The sequence below is a fragment of the Atopococcus tabaci DSM 17538 genome, assembly GCF_000429585.1.
Classification (GTDB): domain Bacteria; phylum Bacillota; class Bacilli; order Lactobacillales; family Carnobacteriaceae_A; genus Atopococcus; species Atopococcus tabaci.
Map to the genome: position 1 here is coordinate 21,491 of NZ_AUCD01000007.1, position 23,760 is coordinate 45,250.

Consider the following 23,760-nt stretch of genomic DNA (forward strand, 5'->3'; position numbering starts at 1 on the left):
AAGACAAACTATTTCCATTGAGAAGCCGTCTCGAAGCAGATAAGTGGAAAAATTCATCAGTAATTCACTTGAGAACGCTTCTCAAGTGAATTACTGGGTGAGGTTGCAAAATAACTGAGTTGAGAACGGGAGAAAGGAAAAAAGCACCGGCGAAGCATGTCGCTTCGCTGGTGCTTTTGTGTGTTCCATTTCTAAAGGGTCAACCATGCTCCCGGACCGATTGCCAGTCCCAGCAAGTACCAGATGCTGAGAAGAATCAGCCAACCAACTAAAAAGGAGAGGGAATACGGAAGCATCGTCGATACGACAGTTCCGATTCCGGCCTTTTTGTCGTACTTCTGGAAAAAGGCGATGATCATCGGGAAAAACGGCATCAACGGGGTGATGATATTGGTGGTGGAGTCTCCAATCCGGTACGTCAATTGCGTGGCTTCAGGAGACAGCCCCACCTGCATGAACATGGGCACGAAAATCGGAGCCATCAATGCCCACTTGGCGGTATCCACCGGCATGATGAAATCAATGAGCGCCGCCAACAAGATAAACAACAGCAATAACGGCAGGCCGGTCAACCCGATTTGCGTCAACCATTGGGCTCCGTTCACCGAGAGGATGATTCCCAAGTTGGAGTAACCGAAGATAGCTGTGAACTGAGCGGCCCAAAAAATCAGCACAAGGAAATTCGAGATGCCTTGGATCCCCTTGGTCATCAATTCCGTCACATCCTGGCTCCGCTTGATGACACCTGAGCCGATTCCATATGCGATACCTGGAATCAAGAAGAACAGCATCAAAAAGAAAATGATTCCCGACATGAACGGGGAGTTCAAGATTTCTCCCGTTTCTGGATTTCTAAGCAGCCCGTTTTCCGGAAGCACCATCCAAGCCATCCCCAACAGATAGATGGCTTCCGCAATCCCGGCGTACAGTAACCCTTTTTTCTCCACAGGGGTGATGTCTTCCACTTCTTCTTGGGTGGAAAACTCGTACTCCGGCAGGCTCGGTTCGATGATTCTGTCGGTGACAAACGTTCCGACGATGGTCACCAAGAAAGTGGACGCAATCATGAAAAACCAGTTATCCGTCGGCAAAACCGTATAAGACGGGTCGAGGATGCGGGCGGCTTCGGAGGAAATTCCCGCATACAACGGGTCGTTGGAACCTAGCAGCAAGTTGGCTGTCCATCCGCCTGAAACACCGGCGTATGCGGCCGCCAAACCGGCGATGGGATGCCGTTTGCTGGCTAAGAAAATGATGGCGCCCAACGGAACCAAGACAATGTAACCTGTGGAAGACGCGATATTGGACATGACCCCCAAAAATACGACCATCGCTGAAATGAATGTTTTGGGTGTTTTAGAAACAATCCGCCGCAGCAGAACCGCCAGCATTCCGGTTCCTTCCATCACGCTCACCCCGAGGATGACGGTGAACACCGTCCCCAACGGGAAGAAGCTCGTGAAGTTAGTGACGGCATTGGTCACTATGTAGTGCAGTCCTTCGACAGACAACAAATTGTTGACCGTTGTGGTGATTGTTTCAATGGTACCCGTGGCGCTGTTCACGCCTTCGTAAGTGACCGACAAATCGAACTGCGCAGCCACCGCGGAAGCGACCATGGTGATGACCGCCAGGATGACAAAAAGAAAGGCCGGGTCGGGAAGTTTGTTGCCGACTCGCTCCAGCCATTTTAAAAGACCGATATTGATTTTCTTGTTTTTCTTCATTTGTGTCCTCCATGATTTAAAAATACTCTTACTTAATATAAGTGTCGGATCGTTTTTTGTCAAAAAGAAGTACCCTAAAACCGTATGCATGGTACATATCCAACAAAAAAACGGCCGGGACAAGGGGTCTCCGGCCGGTTCGGCACAATATGGGATTTTTTTCGGTGTTGCTTAGTTCGACAATCTCAAAAACGCAGGCGGTACCTCAGCGGTATAGCGGACGAGTTTGTTTGTTCCCGGGTGGACAAGAACCAACGTGGTCGCGTGCAACCCCAGGCGTTTCATCGGGTTGGTGGCCGCGCCGTACTGCTTGTCGCCGGCGACGGGATGGCCGATTTCTTTCAATTGGACGCGGATTTGGTGTTTGCGGCCGGTTTCCAATTCGACTTCCAACAACGTGTAGTTTTCGTTGCCGCGGACTTTTCGGTAATGCGTGACGGCGTGTTTGCCGCCGTTGTCGACAGGACTCGCGTAGATTTTCATCGCTTTGTTTTCAGTGAGCCAGGAAGAAAGGGTGCCGTGGTCATTTTCCACTGTTCCTTCAACCAGCGCAGTGTAGATACGCTCTTTGACGATGTTTTTCCAATCCGCTTGCAACGCTTCTTTGATTTCTTCCGATTTGGCGTACAACATCACACCGGACGTGTCACGGTCGAGGCGGTGCACCACAAAGATTTTGTTGTTCGGGTTTTCTTTTTTCACGTACTCACTGAGTTGGGAATACGCGGTCAATTCTGTCGGGTCGTTGGCTGCGATGGAAAGTAGGCCGGCGCCTTTGTTGATGACGATGATGTCTCTGTCTTCATGCAGAATGGTCATGTCGATCAATTCAGAACGACGCATAGCTTCTTTGTTGCTCAACACGGAAACGGTTTGTCCGGGAGTCAACGGGTGGTTGTGCTTGGTGTAGATGTTGCCGTCCACCGCCACTTGTCCGCGGGTCAAAATGGATTTCACGGAATTCCGGCTGCGGTTGTTCATCACTTTCAATAAAAACGGCAGCAGTTCCATCGGTTCTTCCACTTTGTAGTTGGTGACGCCTTGTGCGGCTGTGTTGGCTTTTGATTTCATCGGTTTTCTGTGCTGCGGGTTACGGTTTCTGTTTCGCTTATTGATGTTCTTCACGCTCCTGAAGGCTTTTTTGCTCCATATTTCTAATTTGAAGTATAACAGAAAAACCGCCGGGATTCTTTAGAAGAATTCCGACGGTTAGGGAAGGTCGCTAATTATTCAGCGACGGTTTCGTTTTTTTCTTTCAAAAGGATGTTCAATGTCAATGCAACGATGGTTCCGGCAGAGATTCCGGAAGAGAACAATCCGCTCAAGAAACCTGGAAGACCTGCAGTGACTTCCGGACGGAACGCCACGCCAAGGCCGACAGCCATTGAACCTGCAACGATCAACATGTTGCGGTTGGTAAATTTCACGCGGGAAAGAGACTGGATTCCAGCTGCAGCCACGTTACCGAACATCAACAATCCAGCTCCGCCCAAAACCGGCATCGGCATGATGGAAACGAGAGTAGCGAATTTCGGCAGAAGACTCATCGCAATCATGATGAAACCAGCAGCGATGGCGACTTTACGGGACGCGTTTTTCGTCATTGGAATCAATCCGGCATTTTGACTGAAGGTGGCGGAAGGGCCGGAACCGAAGATTGGGCCAATGATGGAACCAATCCCATCAGCACGGACACCGGCTGCGATGTCTTCATCTGTGATGTCTGTTTTCGTAACTTGTCCTAATGTCTGCATCACGCCGACGGTTTCAATGATGGTAACCAAGTAACCTGTGACGAACGGCAGGGCGTATTCCCAACGGAACGTGATGCCGTATTTGAACAATTGCGGCAAAGCAAACCAAGCCGCGTCATTGACTTGTTGGAAGTCCACCATGCCCAATGGGATACAGATGATATATCCGATTACGGCACCGATCAAGACTGAATAAGGAGCGAATTTTTTCCCGCCGTAGTGGTTGATGGCGGCGATGATGACAAAAATGAGAGCAGCAATGAAAATGTTGCGTGCGGCACCAAAGTCTGCGGCACCGACTCCGCCCGCAGCCCATTCCATCGCAACAGACATCAACGTCATCCCCATCAAGGAAATAACGGATCCCGTCACAACCGGTGGGAAGAACTTCATGACCGGTTTGATGAAATAACTCATGACCAGTTCAACCAAAGACGCCAGCATGGTTCCACCGAAGTATGCTGCGATACCGCCGTGTGCGATAACGGAAGCAGCCGGTCCCACGAATGCAAAGTCTGTTCCCATGATGGTCGGCATTCCTGCCCCCACACGGAAGAATTTTGGTCCAAACCCTTTTGACTGAATAATCGAAACAATTCCTGAAACCAACAAAGCGGCACTGACCATGTATGCCGTATCGGCGATGCCGAAGCCGGCCATTCCGGCAATGATAAGAGGGACGGCCACCAAGCCGCCGAAAGCGGTGATGACGTTTTGAAAACCTAAGACAGTGGTGGTGACGAGATCCGGTGTGTCTTCCACCCCGTAGTACAATTCCGTGTCGGCAGTTTGCTCGGTGTAACTTTCTGTTACCTCCACAACGTGTTCATCCAATCGTGTTTCCATTTGTTCCTCCTGGATAAAAAAAGTTTTTTCTGAAACAGGATGCAAATTAATCTGCGTCTAGCGGTAATAGAAGAAAGAGAGAAGCCGTTCCTGCTTGGACCATCCGGCCCGTGGAAAGAAAAAAGCCCACAAAAAGCATCACAAAGAGTGACCTTTTTGCAGGCTAGTGCAAGAGCAGGACAATTGTCCCAATTTCTATCTATTCATCAACAGAGTATCCACCAAAGAACGAATGATGAACCCATGCTGATCTAATAGTCGGACGTTTACGGTGTCCGGTAGAAACTTCTAGCCCATATCGCTAAATTATATTAGATCCTTGTTCAGTTGCTTTCAGTATACGGCATCCAAACGAGAAAACAAGGAATTTTCTTAACAATAAGTTATTAATTTTTTCTAATGTTCGGAAGTGAATGGCTTTCATTGCTTTTCTGGTCCGATGATCCATGGTATCAATGCAATCCGAGGTTTGTTATAATGAAGCCACAAAAAATGAACGCACAAAAAGGAGTACACAATGAATAACAACGATCGCTTGGTACGGTTAAGGTACGCATTGGACCTAAAGGATGAAGAAGTGGCGGAGATAGTCGGCCTGGGCGGGATGGACATCACCGTCGAAGAGGTCCAAGCGCTGCTCATCAAACAAAAAGGACACGAAGACGACGAGGAAGAGTATGTGGAAAATGTCTACATGGAAGAGTGCCACAACCACACACTGGAATCGTTCTTGAACGGGTTGATTATTCATAAAAGAGGAAGACAAACCACCAAATCCGGAGAGCCGGTCAAACCGACCTTTTCGCTTAAACACGACAAGGACGCCAACAATGTCTTGTTGAAAAAAGTGAAAATTGCCCTTAAGCTGACAAGCGAGGACATCTTGGATATCCTGGATGACACCGGCGTCTACCTGTCCAACAGTGAACTGAGCGCCGTGTTGAGAAAAGAAGGCCACCGCAACTACAAGGAGTGCGGGGACCGGTACGCCCGCAATTTCTTGAAAGGGCTAGCGATGGAATACCGCAGCTGATGCGGAAGTTTGAGACGGAAAAGACGTTTCTGAAGGAGGGGTGTCTTTTTTGATTTTCCCGAACATTCTGTACGTGAAAATTTGTGTGCGGAAATTCATCAAATTCTTTTTATTTTATAAGGAAGAAGCCTTGACGGAAGAGAGCACTGTCTCTAGAATGGGAAACAGTTTACTTTATCAAGGATACGAGAGAAAGTTGGAAAAGAGATGAAGGAACCACAATTGAAAAAATCCGTCAGCGGCTTGACGGCGTTGACTGTGTTGGTAGGAACCGTAATCGGGGCGGGCGTGTTTTTCAAGCCTGCCGCTGTCTTCACTGCCAGCGGAGCTCCGGGTGTCGGACTTTTGGCTTGGCTTATCGCAGGAATCATCACCATTGCCGGAGGGTTGACAGTGGCGGAAATCGGGACCATCTACTCGCAGACCGGCGGCTTGATGGTCTATATGGAAGAAGTATACGGAAAGTTTTGGGGATTCCTTGCCGGTTGGGCCCAGATGGTGGTGTATTTCCCTGCCAACTTCGCTGCGCTGGCGATTATCTTCGCGGCCCAAGTCATCAGTCTTTTCGGGTTAAGCAGCGGACTGACCGTTCCGATCGCCATAGGGACCGCTTTGTTCATCGCCTTGATGAATTTTATGGGCACCCAATATGGCGGCCGGATCCAGACTGCAGCCACCTTCTTGAAATTGATTCCTCTCCTCGTCATCATTGTGGCCGGTCTTCTCTACCCAGGTGGCGGTTCAACGCAGTTGTTGCCTTTCGCTGCCGCGGACCGGCCCTTCATGACCGCCATCAGTTCGGCTTTGGTCGCGACGCTCTTTGCTTATGATGGATGGATCAACGTCGGTGCTTTGGCCGGGGAGATGAAGAACCCCGGAAAAACCTTGCCGCGCGTGATTGTCGGAGGACTTTCTATCGTGATGGCTGTGTATCTGGCCATCAATGTGGCGTATCTCTTTGTCGTTGACAGTGCTGTGTTGGCCGCAACAGAAACCCCGGCGGCCGCCGTTGCCACGCAGTTGTTCCCTGGAATCGGCGGGAAACTGATCACCATTGGGATTCTCATCTCCGTTTTCGGTGCGATGAACGGGTACTTCCTGTCCGGCATGCGCATTCCGTATGTCTTGGCTCAAAGAGGGATGCTGCCGTTTTCCGGCTGGTTCGGACACGTGCATGCCAAAACGAATATCCCGATGAACGGGGGTATTTTCATCTTGTTTGTTTCTGTTATGATGATGCTGACCGGTTCTTTCAACCAACTGACGGATCTCATTGTCTTTGTCATCTGGATATTTTCGACCATGACGTTCCTGGCGGTCTTGCTCTTGCGGAAGCGTGCACCCGAGTTGAACCGCCCGTACAAAGTGCCGCTTTATCCGTTCATCCCGCTTGTGGCTATGGCGGGAGGAGTCTTCATATTGACAAGCATCCTGCTCACCCAGCCGCTGAATGCGTTGTTGGGGATTGTGTTGACCTTGTCCGGGGTGCCGTTTTTCTTATCCGGAAAAAAGAATAAAAAAATCTCCTATATCTCGGAAGATTCTTGATGTAGGTAGACAAAAAAAGGAGACCGTCTCTAGTGAGAAGGTCTCCTTTTTGATGCATTGGGTTAATTTGTGTAGTTGTCGAAGTACCCTTGGATGTAAACGAATGGTGTTCCTTTGTCGCCGCTGCCTGACGTCAAGTCAGCCAGTGAACCGATGAGGTCCGTCAGACGACGCGGGGTGGTGCCTTGGGCTTCCATCTCTCCGACCAAGTCTTCTTTTTTGTTTTGGATATGGTTGGCGATCGCTTCCCGAAGTTCTTCGCCGCGCAAATCGGAGAAGTTGTTGTCTGCCAAGTATTTCAGCTTCACTTCGTTTGGCGTACCTGTCAAACCGGAAGTGTAAGCAGGGGAGACAACCGGGTCAGCCAGTTCCCAGATTTTTCCGACTGGGTCTTTGAAGGCCCCGTCTCCATAAACCATCACTTCAACGTTTTTGCCTGTCGCGTCTTTCAATTTAGCTTGGATGTCTTCTACAAGTGGTTGGCAGTTGGCCGGGAAGAGCTTGACAGTGTCTTCTGTCGCTTTGTTTGAACCCAACAAACCGTATTCAGGGTTAAAGCCGCTTCCGTTCAAGGATTCTGTCAACAAATCGTCCAATCCGTAAACCGTTTCAGCACCGCGGCTGTTCAAAATGCGTTTGGTCCGCACGCGGCTGTGGATGTCACACGTCAATACATGTTTTGTATAGTCCAAAATGGATTGCGGGTTGTTGGAGAAGATGACTTTGCATGTTGCGCCTTCTGATTCCACCAGTTCTTTGTAGTAGTCGATGTAGTCCACACCGGTGAACGCATGCTTTTTGTATCCGAAATGCTGACGGAATTCTTCTTCGTTCAAGACATCCGTCCAAGGATTCACGCCTTTTGCGTCCAATTCATCAATGTCAACCAAATGGTTTCCCACTTCGTCCGCAGGAAAACTCAACATCAATACGATGTCTTTGGCTCCACGGGCGATTCCTTTTAGAAGGTTGGAGAAACGGTTCCGACTGAGGATCGGGAAAAGCACTCCGATGGTTTTTCCGTCAAACTTAGCTTGGACATCTGCGGCGATGTCATCAATGGACGCATAATTTCCTTGTGCCCGGGCGACGACGGATTCCGTGATGGCGATGATGTCTTGGTCTTGGATGTCATACCCTTCCACTTTGGCGGTGTTCAAGACAGTATCCACTACGATTTGTCCGATGTCATCCCCTTGATTGACGATAGGGCCGCGAAGTCCGCGTACGACTGTTCCAACTGCTCTTTTCACTGTAATCTCTCCTCATGTTTTGCTAAAAAGTTTCCTGAATAATCATATAGGTAAATGCTTCCGATGTCCAGTTTTTTTCGTTATATCCGAAAGCTAATCGGATTAGAATCTTCCAATGAAGTGGAAAACCGAACAATGCGGCCTTGGTTATCGCCGGAAAGTGTCGGTGTGTTTATTGATGGCGGGACGAAGGAAATTCAGACTGGTATTCCTGATGGATACAGTCGGTCAACGTAACGATGCGGTTGCCCACTTCTGCATAGTGTTCGGTCGCCAGATTCGCCAACGATACCCGCACGGTCCATTCGCCGCTTCCGAAGGCATCGGTCTTCAACAACATCAAGTGTTCCTCTTCGGCCAGACGGGTCAAGAAATCCGTGACGGTCCATTCTTCCCGGACATGTGCCGCAAAGGAAGTGCCGTACCGGTCCGCCATCCAGTCTTGGAGGTCAATCTCACAATAATAGGCGGTACTTAATGAAGGAAGAGGATGTTCCAAGCCGAGATGGTCAAAGAGGAGGGTTTCCCGTTCATGGCAGATGGCCATGACTTCTTTTTTATACCCGTGTTCTTTGTCCAGCAGGGAGTACAGGCTGAACAACACCATCATCACCTGTTGCGGGGAAGACAATCCGGCCGCATGATTCAAAGCGATGTCCCGGCTGTCCGCCACCATTCGGTCGATGAATTTGATCTTTTCCGGTTCCGACGCCAACGTCCCGTACCGTTCGTTCAACGCTTTTTTCTCGCGTCGGGAATGCTTGGCCAACAGATGGTCGAACAAGTTGTCTTTTGCGACCGCGATGGTGCCGATGCGCCATCCGGTGGCCCCGAAGTATTTGGAATACGAATAGATGCAGGCCGTATTGTATGGGATGGCGGTGAACAAGGACGTGAACTTAGGCAAAAACGTGCCGTACACGTCGTCGGTCAGAATCATCAAGTTCGGGTTGTCTTCTTGGATGATTTCCTGCAACAACGCGATGGTCGCCTCACTCAGGGCATCCGAAGTCGGGTTGCTTGGATTGACGACAAACAAGGCTTTGATGTCCTTGTTTCTCAGACGGTTGAGTTCTTCGTCGGGGTACTGGTGGCTCAGCTGTCCGTCAATCCGGACCGGCTGGGCTTTGATGTATTCGACATCGAATTCATACTGAGGCAGCTCAGGGATCTCCAAATAAGGGGCAAACGTCGGAATCATCAAGGCGATTTTGTCTTTGGGATGCAGGAGCCCGTTATTGACCAGCGAATCGAAGACGTAACAGATCGCTGCCGTCCCGCCTTCCACCGCAAACACGTCGAAAGGGGCGGAGTCGGAATCAAACAATTCATGGTGCAAATACTGTTTGATCGGCAGTTCGCATGCTTTCAACACGCGTTCCGGGTTCGGGTAATTGTCACCGATGATGTAATCCATCATATGGGCCAGCCATTTCTCGCGGGCCATTCCCAGGAAGTGGGTGCCGTTCTCCCAGATGTCACGCAAGAACGCACTGCCTTTTCCGGGGTGTTCGTCCAAAAAGCGCAGCAGCGACTCCCCGTAAATTTCTTCGGTGTCCACCATTCCAGCGGTGAATCCAGTTGAGTGGCGCATCGTCATCTCGGTGGCAAACTGCCCTAACAGGAAGTAGGCTTCGCGGGGAACAAACGCCGTCCAATTGGGGTTTCCTCTCCCGGCATTCAACCATTCTTTCGGATGGTCAATGGATCGTACTTTTTTCTCCAGGTACAAACTCAATTCAAACGGACTCAAACTCTCCAAATCAGGGGTCATGGGACCATTTCCAACTCCTTCTATACAGTGGCAATTCAATTGTCTTTTACAATAGCAGAGTATACCAAAAATCCCCTCCTGAACCAAATGCAAATCCGCCAATCGGACGGGAGATTTGTCATGAATGGAAGCGGACTGGTAACATAAATACGTATACCACACACAAGGAGGAGGGAGACCATGCGAAACATATATTTGATTGTCGGCCTGTTTATCCTGGGGTTGACCGTCATCGATTTGATTTGGACGACGCTTTGGGTGAACGGGGGAGCGGGACCGGTTTCGAACCGGCTGGCATCCGGCACATGGCGGGTGTTCCGAAAGATGGCAGGAAAGAAGAAGCGGTTGTTGAGCTTATCGGGCCCGGTGATTTTGGTGCTGACATTGGGCATGTGGGTGCTGTCGATGTGGATTGGTTGGTCCTTCGTGTTTGCGGCGGAAGCGGACGCCATCTCCGACACGATGAATGGAGGCGACATTTTATGGTATGAACGGGTGTATTTCACCGGGTATTCCTTGTTTACGTTAGGCAACGGCAATTATTCCCCCAAAGAGGGATTGTGGCAGATTGTGTCGACGCTGGTCTCCGGCAGTGGGATGCTTTTTTTGACCCTGGGCGCCTCTTACATCATCTCGGTGGTGGATGCGGTGGTCCGCAAGCGCGCGTTCGCGTCCAGCATCACCGCCCTTTCTACAGATGCTTCCACAATCGTCAAGGAAGCGTGGAACGGAGAAGAGTTCCATCAATTGGATTTGCTACTCATGAACCTCTCTTCGGAATTGAGCGCGTTGACCCAGCAGCATGATGCGTACCCTTTGCTTCATTTTTACTACAGTGAAAAATCTGGGCAGTCGGCAGCTGTGGCGGTTGCGGCACTGGACGAGGCTTTGACAATCATCGAATGCGGCGTGGAACCGGAATCTCGTACGAACGCCGTTCTCATGCGCAATATGCGTTCCACTATCCAAGAGTACCTAGAGACACTTGATTTCTCCCGCATCGCTTCTTCCGACGACGTGCCGCCGCTTCCGGATCTGCGCTCGCTGAGGGAGACGGGTATTCCGGTCGTTTCTGACGAAGAATTTGAAGCGAACGTGGAAGAGCTGGCGGGCCGACGGAAGAAATTGTACGGTCTGATCAAAGCGAACGCCCGGAAGTGGCCGGGAAAACAAAGGACCTCCTCATAAGATTTGACAACTTGTACAGACAAGTATAATATAAGGAGCGTAACGCTTACAAAAAGTAAGCATGATAATGTAACCGTTTGACGAAAGGATGAAAAACATGGCAATTGATAAAAAAGAAGTCAGTGAAATTGTCGAAGCCATCGGCGGCAAAGACAACATCAACAAAGCCACGCACTGTGTGACGCGTTTGCGCTTTGCGTTGGCTGACGAAGATAAGGTCGACAAGGAAAAGCTGGAATCGATTGGGTTGGTGAAAGGGTCGTTCTCGGCGAACAACCAATTTCAAGTCGTCATCGGCCAGGGCACTGTCGACAAAGTGTACGACGAGATGGTCAACCAGACCGGCATCGGTGAAGCTTCGAAAGACGACGTGAAACAGGCGACAGAAGACAAGATGAATCCATTGCAGTGGGCCGTGAAGGTCTTGGCGGATATCTTCATCCCGATTCTACCGGCGATCGTCACCGCGGGTCTGTTGTTGGGGATCAACAACCTGCTGACCGGAGAAGGCATCTTCTTCGAACAAGCTGTAGTTGAAGCGTATCCGCAGTGGTCGGGATTGGCTGGAATGATCGCCACCATCGCGAACACCGCCTTCACGTTCCTGCCGGCATTGGTCGGGTGGTCGGCGGTCAACCGGTTCGGTGGCAGCCCGTTGCTCGGGATTGTCCTCGGATTGATTTTGGTCCACCCGGATTTGTTGAGTGCCTATAGTGTGGCCACAGCGGAAGAAATCCCGACGTGGAACCTGTTCGGCCTTGACGTGCAGCAGGTCGGGTACCAAGGACAGGTCTTGCCGGTATTGGTGGCCTCCTATATCTTGGCGAAAATGGAACGGTATTTGAGAAACAAGGTGCCGGATTCCATTCAGATGCTGGTGGTCGCACCGGTCGCCCTGTTGGTCACTGGGTTGCTCTCGTTCATTGTCATTGGTCCTGTCACGTTTACCATCGCCAACTGGATTACCAGTGCCATTGTCGGCATCTTCAATTTCTCTCCAATTTTGGGTGGCCTCGTCTACGGCGGATTGTACGGCCCGTTGGTCATCACCGGGATGCACCACTTGTTCCTGGCGGTTGACCTACAATTAATCAGCAGCATCGACGGCACGTTCTTATGGCCGATGGTGGCACTCTCCAATATCGCACAGGGTTCAGCGGCATTGGCGATGATGTTTGTGACCAAACGCGAACAGACAAAAGGATTGGCGTTCACGTCCGCGATTTCTGCTTATCTCGGGGTCACGGAACCGGCGATGTTCGGGGTGAACTTGAACTACCGCTTCGCCTTCCTCTCCGCCATCCTAGGATCTGCCCTGGCAGGCGCATGGATTTCCTTCCGCGGTGTGTTGGCAGCGTCCATCGGTATCGGCGGACTGCCGGCGTTCTTGTCCATCTTCGCAGAACACTGGGTCTCCTTCTTCATTGGAATGGCCATCGCTGTGGCGGTTCCGTTTGTATTGACATTCATCATTGGAAAATCGAAACGTCAAGAAGCATAAATCAACTGGAGGATCGATATGACTAGAGCATGGTGGAAAGACAGCGTCGTTTACCAAATTTATCCGCGCAGCTTCATGGACAGCGACGGGGACGGCATCGGGGACATTCCCGGCATCGTCTCCAAGCTGGACTACTTGGAAAATTTGGGTGTGGACGTCATCTGGTTGTCCCCGGTGTACGAGTCACCCAATGACGACAACGGGTACGACATCAGCGACTACAAGAAAATTATGGACACGTTCGGCACGATGGCGGACTGGGAAGAGCTGTTGGATGAACTCCACAGCCGCGGCATGAAGCTGGTCATGGACTTGGTCGTGAACCATACCTCAGATGAGCACGCGTGGTTTGTGGAAGCCAAACAATCCAAAGACAACCCGTACCGCGACTATTACATCTGGCGGCCGGGAAAAGACGGGAAAGAACCATCCAACTGGTATTCCAATTTCGGCGGTTCGGCATGGCAATATAATGAAGAAACAGGTGACTACTACCTGCACTTGTTTTCGAAAAAGCAGCCCGATTTGAACTGGGAAAACCCGGCCGTACGCGAAGAAGTGTACGACATGATGCGCTGGTGGCTGGACAAAGGGGTGGACGGGTTCCGGATGGACGTCATCAACTTCATCTCCAAACCCGACACCTTTGAAGACGGCGAACCGAAACCCGGGAAGAAATACGCTTCGGGAAGCAGCCAATACCGGAATGGCCCGCGCATCCATGACTACTTGCACGAGATGCACCAAGAAGTCCTGTCCAAGTATGACGTCATGACGGTTGGCGAGATGCCGGGTGTCACGCCGGAACTGGCGCGTCTGTACACCGACGAAGCGCGGGAAGAGTTGAACATGGTGTTCCAATTCGAACACATGGGACTCGACAGCGGCCCGAGCGGCAAATGGGAGTTGAAGCCGTTGGAGCTGAGGGATTTGAAAGAGAACCTCACCAAATGGCAGGAAGCGCTGGAAGAGGTGGGGTGGAACAGCCTCTACTTCAACAACCACGACCAGCCGCGCGCCGTTTCCCGTTTCGGAGACGACACGCGTTACCGCAAGGAGTCCGCGAAGATGCTGGCAACTTTATTGCATATGATGAAAGGGACACCTTACGTTTATCAGGGTGAAGAAATCGGCATGACCAACGTCTCGTTCGATTCCATCGACGACTACCGCGACATCGAAACGCTGAACGCGTATGACGAGATGAAAGAAGAAGGCAAGTCGGAAGAAGACATCATGGAAAGCATCCACGCGAAAAGCCGGGACAACGCCCGCACGCCGATGCAGTGGGACACTTCCGAAAACGCCGGCTTCACCACCGGAGAGCCGTGGATTGGAGTCAATCCGAATTACACAGACGTCAATGCCGAAGAAGCGTTGAACGACACGGACTCCATCTATCATTACTATCGGACATTGATCTCCCTGCGCAAACACCACGATGTGATTGTCGACGGGAAGTACGCGTTAATTCTGGAAGACCATCCAGAAATCTACGCCTACACCCGCACACTGGGAGAAGAAACCTTATTGGTCATCTGCAACTTCTACGACGGCGAACCGGAACTCGACTGGCCGGAAGACTTGCGCGGCAAGGAACAAGAATTGTTGATTGCGAACTATCTGGTGGAAGAACCAGAGGAAACAACGATTAAATTGTGCCCGTACGAAGCACGAGTGTATTTAGTGAAATAAATGAAAAACAGACCTGAGCCCCATTTAAGAGGTTCAGGTCTGTTTTTGTGTCCACTCTTCCATGAGCACGGCTTTGACGAAAGAGTGGAGTGGGTTTTCTTCTGTACTCTTTCATCAAATATGGTTTCACGAAAGAGTGAATTGTTTAATGACTTCTCACTTCCTCATGGGCAAAAGGTTCACGGAAAAGTGAGGACAACTTCCCCATGTTTTTTCATGCTTGACTTCCTCGAGAATCGATCGTACGATCGGATCGCAAAAAAGGAGGAGAAGCCATGTATCGACAATTGATGGAGAAAGTATACGATGAATACAAAGAGTTTAAGGCACGGGAGCTGTGTAAACCTCCACACGAAATCTTCGCTGACGCCTTCATGATTGCAGAGTACGAGAACATTCTTTTTCATTATGAAACGACATTGCTGGAAAAAGACAGGAACGCGTTGAACAACATCTGCCATGCAGCTCTTATCACTCCGAATTTGCTTCAAAAAACATATGAGTATGCCATAGGCGGTATTCGTCCGTTGATGGATGAAGAAGATTTCAAACTGTTTCTGGAGGAGGAGTTGTCGAAGTGAAAGACGAATTGATGAAAAAGTTGGAGAGGGAAGTCCATGGCTTCAAAGAACAGTTGCTCGAGAAATCAAAAGAAGAGATACTGGAAAACAGCTACAAAGTGGCGGCATACGAAGAGATATTCTTTCTGTTCCAGGATGACATAGAAAAGAACCCCGAGAAATACGAAGACCTCTATCTGCATTTGATGGATACAGAAGAGGTCATTGGGTTGGTTTATTCGGAAGTGTTGGAAAGTGAGTATAACTTTCCTCAGAAGAATCATTTAGATTTTTTGTTCAGCCTATAAAGCAAATACTGGAATCGAGTTGTACTAAAATCTCTAATTTCCTACTATCTATTCTGACAGAGTATCTAGATAATTAATAACTTTATCAGCTAGGGCGGCCGTTCGAGCATCTATATCTTTTTTTGTCCATTTGCTTTTCGCAGCTAATTGTTTATTCTCAGGTACAGCACTTTCAGCGTACTTATGTCTTTTCTCGTTAAAGTCCTTATTGCCGATGTTCTTATTCAATTTTTCTAGTAACAAAGTTGCATTTCCTAATTTTCTTGTATATTTCTCACGTTCTTCTGAATTAGGAAAATCCTTCATCCATTGACTGTCCTTAACAGGATTTTGAGGAAGAATATGCTCATAGTGAATGTCACTTAAACTCTGCTTTATTTCCAACTCATTCTTGAGGTCATTTTCATTGTAGGTTTCTCTTAAAATAAACTTTAATCTTCTTTCATCTGTTTGTGTGGTTACTGACTTTCCATGAATAGCTGTTTTCAGTTCGTCGTCTTTTATAATCATCTTTCCAATTCTACGTGTAATTTCTTCAAGGGAGAGATCAGCATTATAAACATCTTTAGCTAAGTCGGCTATAGGTTTTTCAATTGTGTTAGCTCTTTTTTCTTTGAAATAAAAATTTCTAATAGAAAGATTTAAAATTAAGCCTAAAACAGCATTTATTTCTGCTATTGATTTTTCCTTCATAAACATTGCTAATAACAGAGAATGATGTTGTTTAACATTGAAGACGTTTATGTCAGTAGTAAGTTTTCTGTATTTTTTAATTTCGGTAAGATTGCCATGTTCCTTTAGTTGAGAAGGATTGCGAATTTGAAGATAGTTTTCTGACGCAATAACTAACTTATCAAGTAACTTTCGCATATCTGTTTTTGAATTTTTATCAAAATAATCATAAATTTTGGACAGTGAATTATTTTTTGTGCTTTTTCCTGCAAATAAGGTTGCAAAAGAAACTAAAAACTGACTTGGATCATAATTTTCTAAATTACTATCTACTTTTGCCCATTTTTCTTTCACGGCAGGCTCTGATAAGGTGATAACTAAATCATTTTTCAGGACGTAGAAATTTTCAAGTTTTTTACCCGTATTATTTAGAGTTTCAAACATAGCCATAGCTAATTCATCAGTGGCAGTTTTTATAGTGATTAAACTAGTGTTTCTTAAGATTACTTTTATAAGTCTTAAGAGTTCGTCTGAGTTGATTTGCCTTTCTTCGATGAAATTATCTAATAAGTTATTCAAATAATTATAGTTTCTAATCAAGTTTTGAACGGTTTTATTAGTGTAATCTTTTTCGGAAAATTCTTCTTCAACATTTCGCTTTACTAATTTGTAAAAAAAACTCATTTACTTCTGAATTTTCAAACTTCAACTTTGTCGTTTTTATAGGTGGATCAGTTAAAAAGTCGCTGTTTACTAAATAACCTTTGTACAACTGCTCGGCAGCATCTTTCTTGTTTAATTCGTCAAGTTTTCTAATAAAAGAAGAAACGAACAATAAGGAAGAGACAGTACGTTGTTGTCCATCAAATAGTTTTGTATCCTCGCCCTCGCCAGATAAGGTAAAGAAATTTAACATATGTATTTCCTCATTCGTATCATAAAGAGCTGTTAAGTCATTAAACAACCTCTCTATTTGTGAAGTACCCCATTCATAAGGTCTTTGGGAAAAAGGAATCAACAGTGTTCCTTCTGATATAGACAAATATTTTCCTAAATTTGTCTCATGAGCATCAATTTGTTTCATGTTTTTTCAAAACCTTTCTTATTTTAGATTTAGTCAGTATAGCAACTTGAAAATTATTACGTATTCATCATAGAAAATGAAAAACTGAGAAAAAGTATTTAGGTTATATAATTATCAAAACACAAATAGCTATTTTTTCAAGATCCTATAAGAATTTTCTTTTATTAATAATGGTTTTGTCCTTCTTTTAGGAAGAGGAAATCAAAAAAGCGCTGAAGACATCTCGTCTCCAGCGCTTCTCTTATATCTAATTATTCTGCAGAAGCAGAAGTGTCGATTCCTTCTGTCCATTCTGCAACTTTTTCTGGGTTGGCTTCGATCCATGCTTGTGCAGCGTCTTCTGGGTCTTCACCTTCTTGGATGTCCAACATGATGGCTTCGATGTCTTCAACAGTCCATTCGAAGTTGTCCAACACTTGGTAAGCTTCCGGCATGTCTTCTTGCAAGCCTTCACGGACCATGGTGTTGATGGTTTCTGCTTCACCGAATGTTCCTTGTGGGTCTTCCAAGTATTTCAAGTCCATTGCTTGGAATTTCCAGTGTGGAGACCAACCGGTAACAACGATGTCTTCTTGGTTTTCGTATGCCTGAGTCAACTGAGTGGTCATGGCACCGGAAGAAGACGTTTCAACGGTCCAGTCGCTCAAGTTGTCGTAGTCTTCCAACGCGCGTTGGGAAGCTGCAACAACACCGGCTCCTGGCTCGATAGCAGTGATGGATTTGCCAGCTTCGTCGCTCAAATCAGCGATGGAGTTGACGTCCATGTAAGACGGAACAACCAATCCGATTGCGGCGCCTTCCAAGTTTGGTCCCAAATCTTCCATTTGGTCGCCGTAGCTTTCAAACTGAGCGTTGTGGGTCAAAGGCAACCATGCGGATACCATTGCGTCCGCTTCGCCGTTAGCGACAGCTTCCCACATGATGGCGTTGTCCAACTGGGTCAACTTAACATCGTAGCCCAAGTCTTCCAATACCGTTCCGATAACGTTGGTAGAAGCAATCTCTGTGTCCCATGCAACGTAAGCCAATTCGATTTCCTGGCCGCCGCCTACAGTGGCTTCTTCGTCACTTCCGCCGCCAGCACAAGCTGCCAACAAAACAGCAGAAGAAGCGGTCAAACCTAGTCCAAGACGTTTCAAATTCAATTTAGTCAAAATGAATCTCTCCTCAATAATAGTTTTTATATATTTTCTTACGGTAAAGACGTTTGATGGGCAAACCTTGACCCCCGAAGGCAACAGATATATCAGCTTGTTCAAGGCCTGATCACTATTTGTCACGGGGGTCAAAGCGTTTTTGCTTTGTTTGCTTACTTATTGAAGTTTTGCATCAAGCGGTCCAAGATGATGGCCAAAACCACCAATCCAAGACCCGCAACGAATCCGGATCCGACTTGTGCACGTTGCAAGGCGGTCAAGACGTCTTCTCCAAGTCCTGGTGCACCGATCATGGACGCAATAACGACCATGGACAATGCCAACAGGATAGTTTGGTTGATACCGGCCATGATGGTCGGTTTCGCCAAAGGCAATTCTACCTTGAAGAGTTTTTGTGAGCCGGTACTTCCGAATGACTCTGCCGCTTCGACCATTTCTTCAGAAACTTGGCGGATACCCAAGTTGGTGAAACGAACAGTCGGAGGCAGGGCAAAGATAACAGATGAGAAGACTCCCGGTACCATTCCGATTCCGAAGAAGGCAACTGCCGGAATCAAGTACACAAACGCCGGCATGGTCTGCATGAAGTCCAAAATCGGTTGGATGATGGCGTTGGCCCATTGGCTTTTCGCCATCCAAATCCCGACCGGAATTCCAATGATGATGGAAATCAAGCTGGCGATGATCACCAATGTGAGAGTTTCCAACAACTGCTCCCACAATCCTTGGTTGTAGATGTACAACAAGCCAACGATGGAGAACGCAGCCAGTCCGAACTTCTTGCCGGTGGCGAAGAAGGCGGCGGCAGCGACCAACAAGATGAAGAGGACAGGCGGGATGAATGACAGCAAATCCACCATGCCGTCCATCAATGTGTCTCCGCCGTCTTTCAATGCATCAAACAAGAACGCGAGGTTGTCGGTTAACCAATCGACCCCGGTTTCGACCCAATCTGCAACGGGTAACTCTGGAATGTTGTTCAAGATACTGTTATCCATTCGTATTCGATTCCTCACTTTCTTTAGCCAAAGCGGCGATGACAAAGCTTCTTACGACGATGCCCTGAAGTTTTCCATCTTCCACAACTGCGACTGGTGTTTGAATGTTGTGAATCAGGTCAAACAACTCATTCACGAGTGCTTTACGAGGTACTTGCGGGATGTCTGTGTGCAAGATGCTGGTCAAGTCGGTGTTGCCTTGTTTGACAGCAGCTGCCACTTCTTCGTCCGTCACATAACCGCGGAGTGTACGGTCTTTGTCAACGACCAACATGTTGGACAATCCTTCTTGCTGCATACGCTGCAATGCCACACGTGGGCCGGCTTGACCCAATGTCAGGAAGGTAGGACGTTCCATGATGTTCTCGGCGGTCAATACTTTCGCACGGTCGACGTCTTCTACGAAACGTTGAACATACTCGTTCGCCGGGTTGGTCAAGATTTCTTCACCGGTTCCGATTTGGACGACTTCTCCGTCTTTCATGATGGCGATACGGTCGCCCAGGCGGAGAGACTCGTTCAAGTCGTGGGTGATGAAGATGATGGTTTTGTTCATGTTCTTTTGCATTTCAATCAATTCGTCCTGCATGTCGCGGCGGATCAATGGGTCCAAGGCAGAGAACGCCTCGTCCATCAAGAGGATTTCCGGGTCATTTGCCAATGCACGCGCCAATCCGACACGCTGCTGCATCCCACCGGAAAGCTGGTTTGGATATTGGTCTTTGTAAGGAAGGAGTCCGGCATTTTCCAAAGCTTTCTCCGCTTTTTTCTGACGAGTTTCTTTGTCGATGCCTTGGACTTCCAGTCCGTACTCGGTGTTTTTAAGGATGGTGCGGTGCGGGAAGAGTCCGAAGTTCTGGAAAACCATGCTGATTTTCTTTCTTCTGACTTCACGCAGTTCTTGTTCGTTCATGGTGGAGATGTTTTCTCCATCGATATAGATGTTTCCTTCTGTCGGTTCAATCAATCGGTTCAGCATACGCACCAATGTGGATTTTCCACTTCCGGAAAGCCCCATGATGACAAAAATTTCTCCTTCTTCTACAGAAAAGTTTGCTCTGTTGACACCAACCGTTGCACCTGTCTGTTTCAAAATTTCTTCTTTGGATTTTCCTTCACGGACAAGTTTCAATGCTTGTTCTTCGCGTCGCCCAAAGATTTTGACGAGGTTTTCTACTTTTACCTTGGCCAATGTATTTCCCCCATTTCTTTTTTTAAGTTATTGCTTGTTTCAAAGTTGCTCACGTCGTTTTCAAAGTTACACGGCGTCTCTTGTAAATTTCACACATACATAACCGTAACAAAAACGAAATCACATGTAAAATGAAAGGTTCTGAAAACATTGGTGTGGAGCGTTTTCAATTGTTTACATATAAGGACTATGAGAGTTTTATTAGAAATGAAGAATCTGTGTTATTTATGGCTTTATTTAAGCATAGGAGGCGCAATTAAGCAATTTCTTAAACTTTTAAAGGTATGATAGGAGGCAGAAAATGAAAAACCATCATTAGAGAAAAAGAAACAGACAGAAGGGAAGAAAAAGATGACCAAAGTATTTATCGCTGGAGCCAAACGGACTCCGATCGGTTCTTTTTTAGGCGCGTTGAAAGATGTGCCGGCTGGAGAGTTGGGAAGTTATGCCGTCAAAGGTGTGTTGGACCAAAGCGGCATCAACCCGGATGACATCGATGAAGTGGTATTGGGGAATGTGTTGCCTGCAGGGCAAGGGCAAGGGGTTGCGCGACAAGCGTCCATCAAAGCCGGCATCGGGAAACACGTCCCGGCGTATTCATTGAACATGGTGTGCGGCAGCGGCATGAAGACCGTCATGAATGCCTACCTTGGCATCAAAGCAGGCGAGTACAACGCCATCGTGGCCGGCGGGGTGGAATCGATGAGTCAAGCACCTTATTTGATTCCATACACTGCCCGCACCGGCAACAAGATGGGCGGATTTGAGACCATCGACCACATGCTTCACGATGCGCTGACCGATGCGTTTGAAGGATACCACATGGGCGTCACGGCGGAAAACATCGTCGAACAATACGGATTTTCTCGTGAAGAACAAGACGAATTCGCGTGGGCTTCCCAACAAAAAGCCATTGCAGCGGTCGACAACGGGGAATTCAAAGATGAAATCGTTCCGGTCGAAACCACTGTCAAACGGGAAACCGTTGTGATAGACACGGATGAATACCCGAACCGCAGAACGAATTTGGAAAAATTAAGCAAACTGCGCTCGGCTTTCAAAAAAGACGGCACGGTTACAGCGGGCAACGCGTCCGGCATCAACGACGGCGCCAGCGCTACGTTAGTGGTTGGAGAAGAATATATGAATGAACACGGGTTGACCCCGCTCGTGGAAATTGTCGGTATCGGTCAAGGTGGAGTGGATCCGTCCATCATGGGTCTTGGACCAACGCCCGCCATCAAGCAGGCGTTGAAACGTGCCGGATTGGCTTTTGAAGACGTGGACGTATTCGAGTTGAATGAGGCGTTCGCTTCCCAAAGTTTGGGCGTCATTCATGAACTGGCGGAAGAATTCGGCGTGGAAAAAGACGCTATCATGGAAAAAACCAACTTGAACGGCGGGGCCATTTCGCTGGGACACCCGGTCGGCGCAAGCGGAAACCGTGTGTTGGTGACGCTGATCCATACGATGAAGAGAAGAGGCTTGAAATACGGTGTGGCTTCCCTCTGCATCGGCGGCGGCATGGGCGCTGCGATTGTCGTGAAGAACACTGAAGTGGAATAAAACAACAGACCCGGAAGTCGTATGCGGCTCCGGGTCTGGTTTTGTGTGATACAAGCGGGTAAGGGAGCGGCTCTCCGACAAAGAATGTGCAAAATAAAGTTCTTTGTCGAATAGAGGGCTTTTCTTCCACAAAGAAGTCCTCGTTTTCCAAATCTTTGTCGTAGAGAAGCGAGCTCTCCAACAAAGAAACCCAAAAACGGATATTCTTTGTCAAAGACCCCTTTTTTACTCAGCCCCAAAAGGGTCACTTATCCGTGAAGGGTATCTCTACGGACAAGTGAGCTTTTAGTTGTGTTCTGTCAACAGGTTGTTCATCTCACGAATGTGGGCGCCCATCTTTTGGTAAAGCGGAATGATGTTCCGGTATTCATTCACTGCTTCCGGATTGGGTTGCAAGGCATCTTTCTGTGCCGTCGATTCATTGACAGTACCATCCAGGCCGATCAGCACCGCCCCTAAACAGGAACTCTCAAACTCTTCGGGCAGGTAAACGGTTTGTCCAAAGATATCTGCCAACATCTGTTTCCATAAGGCGGAATTCAAAAATCCGCCGGTCGCTTTGATGGATGTGGACGGGCCGCCGACCTCTTGGATGATCTCCCAGACTTTATACAGGTTGAACAACGCCCCTTCCATAGCGGCGCGCACCATGTGGCCGGATTTGTGGAACGATGACAGGCCGACGTAACTGCCTTTGGCTTCCGGATCCCAGAGCGGAGCCCGTTCGCCGTTGATATAAGGATAGAAAAACAACTTGTCGGCTCCTGCAGGCACTTTTTCCGCCAAGCGGTTCATCTGGTCCAGCTCGCTCAAAAACTGTTCGCTTTCTCCGTAAACGCCGTTTGGATACAAGACGGAAGACAGCCAAGACATGACGTTGCCGCCGTTGTTTACTGCGCCCCCGATGACCCAGCGGTTTTTGGATAAGTAATAACAAAACGTCCGGCCTTCCGGATCCAATACAATGCGGTCGGTGACCATGCGGATGGCGCCGCTCGTGCCGATGGTGATGGCTGTTTCCCCGGTGTCCACCGCGCCGACCCCCAGATTGGACAAACACCCATCACTGGCGCCGATTACAAGAATGGTATCAGGAGCGATGTGCATTTGCCGGGCGGCATCCGTGTCGATGCCTTCCCATGTGTGCGTCACGTCAACGGTTTCCGGCAAGGAAGACTTGTCGATGCCGGCCATCGCCAAAATGTCTTCATCCCACTCGAGTCGGTGGATGTTGAACAACCCGGTAGCGGAAGCCAATGAGTAATCGACTTTGAACTCGCCGGTCAACTTGTGCAAGACGTATTCTTTGATGCCGATGATTTTTTCCGTCTGGGCAAACACCTCCGGCCGGGTTTCCTTCAGCCACAGAACTTTGCTCAAAGGCGTCATCGAATGGACTGGTGTGCCGGTTTTTTTATACAACGCTTTCCAATCCGTTGTTTCTTTCAGCTGTTTCACAATGTCGGCAGAGCGGTTGTCCGCCCAAATGATGCAGTTCGTCAGCAAGTCCTGGTTTTTGTCTAGGAAAATGACGCTGTGCATGGCGCTGGAAAAAGAGAGAAAACGGATTTTGTCGGACAGCTCTTTGTTTTTGTCCATCAATCCCCGAACCGCCGCCAATACGGCTTGAAGAATGGCTTCAGGATTTTGTTCCGCCATCCCGTCTTCCAGTTGGATGACGTCGTATCCTTCGTTCGTGCTGTCCAATACATTCAAATATGGGTCATACAGCACCGCTTTCGTGCTGGTAGTGCCGATATCAACTCCGATTGTGTACTGCTTGTCGTTCACCCGCTGCTCCTCCTTCTGATTCACCTTCTCTTCATTATACTGAAGAAAAAGAGGAACAACAACGAAGCGTTTCCAGAATGGAAGGTGAAATGTTTCCAAATTCTTCTCAATTG

Annotated in this window: 18 protein-coding genes, 1 pseudogene and 1 riboswitch; of the genes and pseudogenes, 8 read left to right on the forward strand and 11 right to left on the reverse strand. The window is 48.3% G+C overall.

Annotation, left to right across the window (positions count from 1 at the left end):
* Window positions 1-191 precede the first annotated feature (191 nt).
* From G470_RS0102040 to G470_RS0102055, 3 genes are all read right to left on the reverse strand, one after another.
* Window positions 192-1,727: an AbgT family transporter gene (locus G470_RS0102040; protein WP_035444869.1), complete on the reverse strand. Its 1,536-nt coding sequence runs from the start codon at window positions 1,725-1,727 to the stop codon at window positions 192-194.
* A 171-nt stretch (window positions 1,728-1,898) separates the two neighbouring features.
* Window positions 1,899-2,852 carry an RluA family pseudouridine synthase gene (locus G470_RS12400; protein ID WP_240470625.1) on the reverse strand — a complete coding sequence of 318 codons (954 nt, stop codon included), beginning with the start codon at window positions 2,850-2,852 and terminating at the stop codon, window positions 1,899-1,901.
* Between the two features lie 101 nt (window positions 2,853-2,953).
* A complete protein-coding gene (locus G470_RS0102055) occupies window positions 2,954-4,327 on the reverse strand; it encodes a uracil-xanthine permease family protein (protein WP_084172038.1) in 1,374 nt (457 codons plus the stop codon).
* Window positions 4,328-4,562: 235 nt separating this feature from the next.
* A riboswitch (purine riboswitch) is annotated at window positions 4,563-4,661 on the reverse strand.
* 183 nt (window positions 4,662-4,844) lie between these two features.
* On the opposite strand from G470_RS0102055, the gene G470_RS0102060 reads away from it, so the two are divergent.
* Window positions 4,845-5,360, forward strand: coding sequence for a YehS family protein (locus tag G470_RS0102060; RefSeq protein WP_028273382.1), 516 nt, complete (start codon window positions 4,845-4,847; stop codon window positions 5,358-5,360).
* Between the two features lie 207 nt (window positions 5,361-5,567).
* Complete coding sequence (locus G470_RS0102070; protein WP_028273383.1) at window positions 5,568-6,908, forward strand: APC family permease; 1,341 nt, start codon at window positions 5,568-5,570, stop codon at window positions 6,906-6,908.
* Between the two features lie 62 nt (window positions 6,909-6,970).
* Here G470_RS0102070 and G470_RS0102075 read toward each other — a convergent pair whose 3' ends face one another.
* Complete coding sequence (locus G470_RS0102075) at window positions 6,971-8,161, reverse strand: coenzyme F420-0:L-glutamate ligase (protein WP_028273384.1); 1,191 nt, start codon at window positions 8,159-8,161, stop codon at window positions 6,971-6,973.
* Between the two features lie 172 nt (window positions 8,162-8,333).
* A complete protein-coding gene (gene aspD / locus G470_RS0102080; RefSeq protein ID WP_028273385.1) occupies window positions 8,334-9,935 on the reverse strand; it encodes an aspartate 4-decarboxylase in 1,602 nt (533 codons plus the stop codon).
* Window positions 9,936-10,115: 180 nt separating this feature from the next.
* On the opposite strand from aspD, the gene G470_RS0102085 reads away from it, so the two are divergent.
* The 5 genes from G470_RS0102085 to G470_RS0102105 all read left to right on the forward strand — a co-directional run bounded on the left by G470_RS0102085 (window position 10,116) and on the right by G470_RS0102105 (window position 15,187).
* The gene (locus G470_RS0102085) at window positions 10,116-11,123 is read left to right on the forward strand and encodes an ion channel (RefSeq protein WP_028273386.1); all 1,008 of its coding nucleotides are present in this window, start codon (window positions 10,116-10,118) and stop codon (window positions 11,121-11,123) included.
* A 97-nt stretch (window positions 11,124-11,220) separates the two neighbouring features.
* Window positions 11,221-12,624, forward strand: a complete 1,404-nt coding sequence (treP, locus tag G470_RS0102090; protein ID WP_028273387.1) for a PTS system trehalose-specific EIIBC component — start codon at window positions 11,221-11,223, stop codon at window positions 12,622-12,624.
* An 18-nt stretch (window positions 12,625-12,642) separates the two neighbouring features.
* Window positions 12,643-14,319, forward strand: a complete 1,677-nt coding sequence (locus tag G470_RS0102095; RefSeq protein ID WP_028273388.1) for a glycoside hydrolase family 13 protein — start codon at window positions 12,643-12,645, stop codon at window positions 14,317-14,319.
* 275 nt (window positions 14,320-14,594) lie between these two features.
* Window positions 14,595-14,900: a DUF3848 domain-containing protein gene (locus G470_RS0102100; protein WP_028273389.1), complete on the forward strand. Its 306-nt coding sequence runs from the start codon at window positions 14,595-14,597 to the stop codon at window positions 14,898-14,900.
* Window positions 14,897-15,187: a hypothetical protein gene (locus G470_RS0102105; RefSeq protein WP_028273390.1), complete on the forward strand. Its 291-nt coding sequence runs from the start codon at window positions 14,897-14,899 to the stop codon at window positions 15,185-15,187. The genes G470_RS0102100 and G470_RS0102105 overlap by 4 nt, the downstream gene beginning before the upstream one ends.
* A 48-nt stretch (window positions 15,188-15,235) precedes the next feature.
* Here the strand turns inward: G470_RS0102105 and G470_RS0102110 are convergent, their stop codons facing one another.
* The 5 genes and pseudogenes from G470_RS0102110 to G470_RS0102130 all read right to left on the reverse strand — a co-directional run bounded on the left by G470_RS0102110 (window position 15,236) and on the right by G470_RS0102130 (window position 20,290).
* Window positions 15,236-16,543 (reverse strand): HNH endonuclease family protein, encoded by a 1,308-nt coding sequence (locus tag G470_RS0102110; protein WP_028273391.1) that lies wholly within the window; start codon window positions 16,541-16,543, stop codon window positions 15,236-15,238.
* Window positions 16,506-16,943, reverse strand: a complete 438-nt coding sequence (locus G470_RS0102115; protein WP_028273392.1) for a DUF262 domain-containing protein — start codon at window positions 16,941-16,943, stop codon at window positions 16,506-16,508. Before G470_RS0102115 ends, G470_RS0102110 begins: the two co-directional genes overlap by 38 nt.
* Before the next feature lie 251 nt (window positions 16,944-17,194).
* Window positions 17,195-18,097 carry a glycine betaine ABC transporter substrate-binding protein gene (locus G470_RS15150; protein ID WP_028273393.1) on the reverse strand — a complete coding sequence of 301 codons (903 nt, stop codon included), beginning with the start codon at window positions 18,095-18,097 and terminating at the stop codon, window positions 17,195-17,197.
* Window positions 18,098-18,255: 158 nt separating this feature from the next.
* A pseudogene (locus G470_RS15155) lies at window positions 18,256-19,098 on the reverse strand (ABC transporter permease); the annotation flags it as partial.
* Entirely contained in the window at window positions 19,091-20,290 is a 1,200-nt protein-coding gene (locus tag G470_RS0102130) for a quaternary amine ABC transporter ATP-binding protein (RefSeq protein WP_028273395.1), read from the reverse strand. The pseudogene G470_RS15155 and the gene G470_RS0102130, both read right to left, overlap by 8 nt.
* 351 nt (window positions 20,291-20,641) lie before the next feature.
* Between G470_RS0102130 and G470_RS0102135 the strand changes: the two genes are divergently transcribed.
* Window positions 20,642-21,856 carry an acetyl-CoA C-acetyltransferase gene (locus G470_RS0102135; protein WP_028273396.1) on the forward strand — a complete coding sequence of 405 codons (1,215 nt, stop codon included), beginning with the start codon at window positions 20,642-20,644 and terminating at the stop codon, window positions 21,854-21,856.
* A gap of 285 nt (window positions 21,857-22,141) precedes the next feature.
* Here G470_RS0102135 and G470_RS0102140 read toward each other — a convergent pair whose 3' ends face one another.
* Entirely contained in the window at window positions 22,142-23,647 is a 1,506-nt protein-coding gene (locus G470_RS0102140) for a gluconokinase (RefSeq protein ID WP_028273397.1), read from the reverse strand.
* Window positions 23,648-23,760 lie beyond the last annotated feature (113 nt).

Coding starts and splice junctions, on each gene's coding strand:
- G470_RS0102055 (WP_084172038.1), bottom strand. CDS start 4,327: ATGGAAACACGATTGGATGAACACGTTGTGGAGGTAACAGAAAGTTAC.
- G470_RS0102060 (WP_028273382.1), top strand. CDS start 4,845: ATGAATAACAACGATCGCTTGGTACGGTTAAGGTACGCATTGGACCTA.
- G470_RS0102135 (WP_028273396.1), top strand. CDS start 20,642: ATGACCAAAGTATTTATCGCTGGAGCCAAACGGACTCCGATCGGTTCT.
- treP (WP_028273387.1), top strand. CDS start 11,221: ATGGCAATTGATAAAAAAGAAGTCAGTGAAATTGTCGAAGCCATCGGC.
- G470_RS0102115 (WP_028273392.1), bottom strand. CDS start 16,943: ATGAAACAAATTGATGCTCATGAGACAAATTTAGGAAAATATTTGTCT.
- G470_RS0102110 (WP_028273391.1), bottom strand. CDS start 16,543: ATGAGTTTTTTTTACAAATTAGTAAAGCGAAATGTTGAAGAAGAATTT.
- G470_RS0102070 (WP_028273383.1), top strand. CDS start 5,568: ATGAAGGAACCACAATTGAAAAAATCCGTCAGCGGCTTGACGGCGTTG.
- G470_RS0102085 (WP_028273386.1), top strand. CDS start 10,116: ATGCGAAACATATATTTGATTGTCGGCCTGTTTATCCTGGGGTTGACC.
- G470_RS0102040 (WP_035444869.1), bottom strand. CDS start 1,727: ATGAAGAAAAACAAGAAAATCAATATCGGTCTTTTAAAATGGCTGGAG.
- aspD (WP_028273385.1), bottom strand. CDS start 9,935: ATGACCCCTGATTTGGAGAGTTTGAGTCCGTTTGAATTGAGTTTGTAC.
- G470_RS0102100 (WP_028273389.1), top strand. CDS start 14,595: ATGTATCGACAATTGATGGAGAAAGTATACGATGAATACAAAGAGTTT.
- G470_RS0102095 (WP_028273388.1), top strand. CDS start 12,643: ATGACTAGAGCATGGTGGAAAGACAGCGTCGTTTACCAAATTTATCCG.